Source organism: Streptococcus vestibularis ATCC 49124 (assembly GCF_000188295.1).
GTDB classification, from domain to species: domain Bacteria; phylum Bacillota; class Bacilli; order Lactobacillales; family Streptococcaceae; genus Streptococcus; species Streptococcus vestibularis.
In genome coordinates this window covers 1,172,228-1,178,441 of the sequence record NZ_GL831112.1, presented here as the reverse complement: position 1 = coordinate 1,178,441, position 6,214 = coordinate 1,172,228, and the positions used below count along the sequence as shown (strand labels likewise).

Below are 6,214 nucleotides of genomic sequence, written 5' to 3'. Positions count from 1 at the left end.
GTCTAGTTACATAATAATCTGTAAAGGTTTTCAAAATTATCTTGTCATGCCTTAAGCTTTTTGCTAAAATATTTCTATGAAAACATTATATGACGTTCAACAGTTGTTGAAGCAGTTTGGGATAGTAGTTTACTTGGGTAAAAGGCTCTATGATATCGAGATAATGAAGATTGAATTGGAAGCTCTTTATCAGAATGCTTTGATAGACAAGGAAAACTATCTTATTGCTGAAATGATTTTACGACGTGAACATCGCATTGAAATGGAGAAAGAAAATGAGTAAGAAACTCTTAGGTATTGACCTTGGTGGAACAACTGTTAAGTTTGGTATTTTGACTGCAGATGGTGAAGTTCAAGAAAAATGGGCTATTGAAACAAATACGCTTGAAAATGGTAGCCACATTGTTCCTAACATTGTAGAGTCTTTGAAACACCGTTTGGAAATGTATGGACTTACTGCTGAAGATTTTATTGGAATTGGTATGGGATCTCCAGGTGCAGTTGACCGAGAAAATAAAACAGTAACGGGTGCTTTTAACTTGAACTGGGCAGAAACTCAAGAAGTTGGCTCTGTCATTGAAAAAGAACTTGGTATTCCATTCGCTATTGATAATGATGCTAATGTGGCTGCACTGGGTGAACGTTGGGTTGGTGCTGGTGCTAACAATCCGGATGTTGTCTTTGTAACATTGGGAACAGGTGTTGGTGGCGGTGTTATCGCTGATGGTAACTTAATTCATGGTGTTGCCGGTGCTGGTGGAGAAATTGGTCACATTATTGTTGAACCTGAAACAGGATTTGACTGTACTTGCGGAAACAAGGGGTGTCTGGAAACTGTAGCTTCAGCAACAGGTGTTGTACGTTTAGCACATTATTTGGCAGAAGGATACGAAGGAAACTCTTCTATTAAAGCTGCTGTAGACAATGGTGAGCAAGTGACAAGTAAAGATATCTTCGTAGCTGCTGCTGAAGGTGATAAGTTTGCTAATAGCATTGTTGATAAAGTCTCTGAATACCTCGGACTTGCAACAGCAAACATCTCAAACATTCTTAACCCAGATTCTGTTGTTATCGGTGGAGGTGTTTCTGCCGCAGGAGAGTTTTTGCGTAGTCGTGTTGAAGGATACTTTAAACGTTATGCATTCCCACAAGTTCGCCGTACAACAAAAGTGAAATTAGCGGAGCTTGGAAATGATGCGGGAATCATTGGAGCTGCTAGTCTTGCTTGTAGTATTGACAAATAATGAGATAAAGTGCGCCTAACCGGATAAGGGAAGGTAGCACTTTTTTTGTTGAAAAACGTTTACAATTATCTGATCTCTGCCATTTTATTGAAAATGTGGTATACTTGAAAAGTTGAAATAAATAATAAAGAGGAAAAAATGACTAAACTTAGAGAAGATATCCGTAACGTTGCCATTATTGCCCACGTTGACCACGGAAAAACAACACTTGTAGATGAATTGTTGAAACAATCACACACCCTTGATGAACGTAAGGAACTTGATGAGCGTGCAATGGACTCTAACGATCTTGAAAAAGAGCGTGGTATTACCATCCTTGCTAAGAATACAGCCGTTGCTTACAAAGGTACTCGTATCAATATCATGGACACACCAGGGCACGCGGACTTTGGTGGAGAAGTTGAACGTATCATGAAAATGGTTGACGGTGTTGTTCTTGTCGTCGATGCTTATGAAGGGACAATGCCTCAAACACGTTTTGTATTGAAAAAAGCTCTTGAGCAAAATTTGACACCAATTGTTGTTGTCAACAAGATTGATAAACCCTCAGCTCGTCCTGAAGAAGTTGTTGATGAAGTCCTAGAACTATTCATTGAACTCGGTGCAGATGATGATCAATTGGAATTCCCAGTTGTTTATGCATCAGCTATTAATGGAACATCATCATTGTCAGATAACCCTGCTGATCAAGAGCACACTATGGCTCCAATCTTTGACACTATTATTGAACACATCCCAGCTCCTGTAGATAACTCAGATGAGCCTCTTCAATTCCAAGTGTCGCTTCTTGACTACAATGATTTCGTTGGTCGTATCGGTATTGGACGTATCTTCCGTGGAACTGTAAAAGTTGGTGACCAAGTTACCCTTTCGAAACTTGACGGAACAACAAAGAACTTCCGTGTTACTAAACTTTTCGGTTTCTTTGGTTTGGAGCGTCGTGAAATTGAAGAAGCCAAAGCTGGTGACTTGATTGCTATCTCAGGTATGGAAGATATCTTTGTCGGTGAAACAATCACACCAACTGATGCTGTTGAACCATTGCCAGTTCTTCGTATTGACGAACCAACACTTCAAATGACTTTCTTGGCAAATAACTCACCATTTGCTGGTCGCGAAGGTAAACACGTGACATCACGTAAAGTCGAAGAGCGTCTTTTGGCTGAGTTGCAAACAGACGTTTCACTACGTGTTGATCCAACTGATTCACCAGATAAATGGACTGTCTCAGGTCGTGGTGAATTGCACTTATCAATCCTTATCGAAACAATGCGTCGTGAAGGATATGAACTTCAAGTGTCACGTCCAGAAGTTATCATCAAGGAAATTGACGGAGTGAAATGCGAACCATTTGAACGTGTTCAAATTGATACTCCAGAAGAGTACCAAGGTTCTATCATCCAAGCCCTTTCAGAACGTAAAGGTGACATGCTTGATATGCAAATGGTTGGTAATGGTCAAACTCGCCTTATCTTCCTTGTACCAGCTCGTGGACTTATCGGATTCTCTACTGAATTCTTGTCTATGACACGTGGTTACGGTATCATGAACCATACCTTCGACCAATACTTGCCAGTTGTTGCTGGTGAAATTGGTGGCCGTCACCGTGGTGCCCTCGTTTCTATCGATACAGGTAAAGCGACAACTTACTCAATTATGCGTATCGAAGAACGTGGTACTATCTTTGTTAACCCAGGTACTGAAGTTTATGAAGGTATGATTGTCGGTGAGAATGCTCGTGAAAATGACCTTGGTGTTAACATTACTACAGCAAAACAAATGACAAACGTGCGTTCAGCTACTAAGGACCAGACGGCTGTTATTAAGACTCCACGTATCTTGACACTTGAAGAATCACTTGAATTCTTGGATGATGATGAATACATGGAAGTAACACCTGAATCTATTCGCTTGCGTAAACAAATTTTGAATAAAGCAGAGCGTGATAAAGCTAATAAACGTAAGAAAAAAGCGGCGGAAGCTGAATAATCTTTAGATAGGAGAAGAGATGTTTTATCTGATTGTTGCCATATTGATTGCTTCATTCTATTTCTTTATTGCACCAAAGTCGGTAAAAAACACTATGAATCTTCTCTTTGTCATGGCTACCTTAGCATTGCTCTTGCTTTTAGCAGTGTTATCAATCATTAAATTCTTCAGTTTACCTGGTGAGTTCTTTGTCACGGTAGGAATGCTTGCATTAAGCTATTTCACCTTGAAAGATTTTTTCGCCATGCCAGAGCTCAATCGTGATAAAGCTCAACAAGATGAAAATAAGTAGCATGATATTAAAGCCAATCTAACAGATTGGCTTTTTTTCTGTATCTAGAAAAGACTACTCCTTGAAATAGCTTGTGATAAAGGGTAAAATGGTTATGATACAATTTGAGAGAGTGGATGAATTATGAAATTAATAACACAATTTGAAAATAAAAAAGTTTTAGTCCTTGGTTTGGCTAAATCTGGTGAAGCAGCGGCTCGTCTTTTGGCTAAGTTGGGTGCTATTGTCACAGTAAATGACGGTAAACCATTTGAAGAAAACCCATCAGCACAGGCGCTTCTTGAAGAAGGAATTAAGGTTGTCTGTGGTGGACATCCTCTTGAACTTTTGGATGAAAATTTTGAATTAATGGTCAAGAATCCTGGAATTCGGTATGATAATCCAATGGTAGCTCGTGCGCTTGAAAAAGAAATTCCAGTTTGGACTGAAGTTGAGTTGGCTTACCTAGTCTCTGAAGCACCAATTATCGGTATTACAGGTTCAAACGGTAAGACAACCACAACAACTATGATTGCTGATGTTTTAAATTATGGTGGCAAGTCAGGTGTCTTGTCTGGGAATATTGGTTTCCCTGCATCAGAAGTAGCGCAATCAGTGACAAATCAGGATACTTTGGTTATGGAGTTGTCTTCCTTCCAATTGATGGGAATTGAGAGCTTCCATCCACATATTGCTGTGATTACGAACTTGATGCCGACGCATATTGACTACCATGGTAGCTTTGAAGGATACGTGGCTGCCAAATGGAATATTCAAAACAAAATGACATCAGACGATTTTGTTATTTTAAACTTTAATCAAGATTTGGCTAAAGAGTTAGCTACGCAAACAAATGCACAAGTCGTTCCCTTCTCAACTGTGGAAAAAGTAGATGGTGCTTATCTGGAAAATGGTGGCCTCTACTTCAAAGGTGAATTGGTAATGCATGCTGATGAACTTGGAGTTCCAGGAAGTCACAATGTTGAAAATGCTTTAGCGACAATTGCTGTAGCAAAATTGTCAAGTGTTTCCAACCAGGCAATTAAAGAAACTCTCTCAAGCTTTGGTGGGGTTAAACACCGTCTTCAATTTGTTGATACGATTGATAATGTAAAATTCTATAATGATAGTAAGTCAACAAATATTTTAGCGACACAAAAAGCACTTTCTGGCTTTGATAATAGTAAAGTCATTTTGATTGCCGGTGGGTTGGACCGTGGTAATGAATTCGATGAACTCATTCCTGATATTATTGGTCTTAAGAAAATGGTAATTTTGGGAGAATCAGCTCCTCGTGTCAAACGTGCTGCAGATAGAGCTGGTGTGACCCATCTGGATGCCAAAGACGTGGCCGATGCGACACGTATTGCCTTTGAACAAGCTAGTGCAGGAGATGTTGTCCTGTTGAGTCCCGCTAACGCAAGTTGGGATATGTACAAGAATTTCGAAGTGCGTGGTGATGAATTTATCACAACTGTTGAGCGATTGAAGGGATAGGCTATGGCAAAATCGAAAAAGATTGTTTTTACTGGTGGAGGGACAGTTGGACATGTGACCTTAAATCTTATCTTAATTCCAAAGTTTCTAAAAGATGGATGGGAAGTGCACTATATCGGTGATAAACATGGTATCGAACACGAACAAATTGATAAGTCTGGTTTAGATGTAACCTTCCATAGTATCGCTACAGGTAAACTACGTCGTTATTTTTCATGGCAAAACATGTTGGATGTCTTTAAAGTTGGTTGGGGGATTCTACAGTCAATTGCAATCATTGCTAAGATTCGTCCTCAAGCACTCTTTTCAAAAGGTGGATTTGTATCTGTGCCACCAGTTATCGCATCTAAATTATTAAGAGTTCCTGTATATGTTCACGAGTCTGACTTGTCTATGGGCTTAGCCAATAAAATCGCATACAAGTTTGCAACTACTATGTTTACGACTTTTGAACAATCAAAAGCTTTGGTGAAGACAAAGCATGTCGGTGCTATTACTAAGGTGGGTATGACAAGGTCTGATAATTCAGATCAACTAGATGAGGTTAAAGAACAGTTTGATGAGAAACTAAAAACAGTCCTTTTTATTGGGGGATCAGCTGGTGCAAAGGTGTTTAATGATTTTATTAGCAAAACTCCAGAACTGATTGAGCACTATAATATCATCAATATATCTGGGGATTCTTCATTAAATACCCTGGAGCGTCATCTTTATAGAGTTGATTATGTGACAGATTTGTACCAACCTCTTATGGATATGGCTGATTTAGTTGTAACTCGTGGTGGTTCAAATACTATTTTTGAATTGTTGGCTATGAAAAAACTTCATTTAATCGTTCCTCTAGGAAAAGAAGCTAGCCGTGGGGACCAACTTGAAAATGCTGACTATTTTGAAAGAAAGGGTTACGCTCGTCAATTGCAGGAACCAGAATTAAGTTGGGAGACATTAAATCACGAGCTTGAACAACTTGTTGAACATGCAGAGACTTACAAAGAAGCTATGGCTAAATCTGAGGAAATCACTTCTCCTGATGATTTTTACAAACTATTAGTGACTAGTATTTCAAATAAATAAAGGAATTTCATGGCAAAAAAGGATCAAAAATCACAAGAAAAAAAAGTTCTGACGGAGTGGCAGAAGCGAAATCTAGAATTTTTGAGAAAAAAAGAAACCAAAGATTCAGAAGAGATGACTAACAAAACAGGCGTTTATC

Annotated in this window: 6 protein-coding genes and 1 pseudogene; all 7 read left to right on the top strand. The window is 39.0% G+C overall.

From position 1 onward, the window contains the following. Nucleotides 1-76 precede the first annotated feature (76 nt). Nucleotides 77-283 carry a YqgQ family protein gene (locus HMPREF9425_RS05765; RefSeq protein WP_003097448.1) on the top strand — a complete coding sequence of 69 codons (207 nt, stop codon included), beginning with the start codon at nt 77-79 and terminating at the stop codon, nt 281-283. Continuing rightward, a complete protein-coding gene (locus HMPREF9425_RS05760; RefSeq protein ID WP_003094633.1) occupies nt 276-1,244 on the top strand; it encodes an ROK family glucokinase in 969 nt (322 codons plus the stop codon). The genes HMPREF9425_RS05765 and HMPREF9425_RS05760 overlap by 8 nt, the downstream gene beginning before the upstream one ends. A 138-nt stretch (nt 1,245-1,382) precedes the next feature. Then, entirely contained in the window at nt 1,383-3,233 is a 1,851-nt protein-coding gene (gene typA, locus HMPREF9425_RS05755) for a translational GTPase TypA (protein WP_003094855.1), read from the top strand. A 19-nt stretch (nt 3,234-3,252) separates the two neighbouring features. After that, nucleotides 3,253-3,525 carry a DUF3165 family protein gene (locus HMPREF9425_RS05750; protein ID WP_003093713.1) on the top strand — a complete coding sequence of 91 codons (273 nt, stop codon included), beginning with the start codon at nt 3,253-3,255 and terminating at the stop codon, nt 3,523-3,525. A gap of 123 nt (nt 3,526-3,648) precedes the next feature. Continuing rightward, a complete protein-coding gene (gene murD / locus HMPREF9425_RS05745) occupies nt 3,649-5,001 on the top strand; it encodes a UDP-N-acetylmuramoyl-L-alanine--D-glutamate ligase (protein WP_003097447.1) in 1,353 nt (450 codons plus the stop codon). Between the two features lie 3 nt (nt 5,002-5,004). Then, entirely contained in the window at nt 5,005-6,075 is a 1,071-nt protein-coding gene (locus HMPREF9425_RS05740; protein WP_003093920.1) for a UDP-N-acetylglucosamine--N-acetylmuramyl-(pentapeptide) pyrophosphoryl-undecaprenol N-acetylglucosamine transferase, read from the top strand. 9 nt (nt 6,076-6,084) lie between these two features. Beyond that, nucleotides 6,085-6,214 (top strand): annotated as a pseudogene (locus tag HMPREF9425_RS10605) (cell division protein FtsQ/DivIB); the annotation flags it as partial.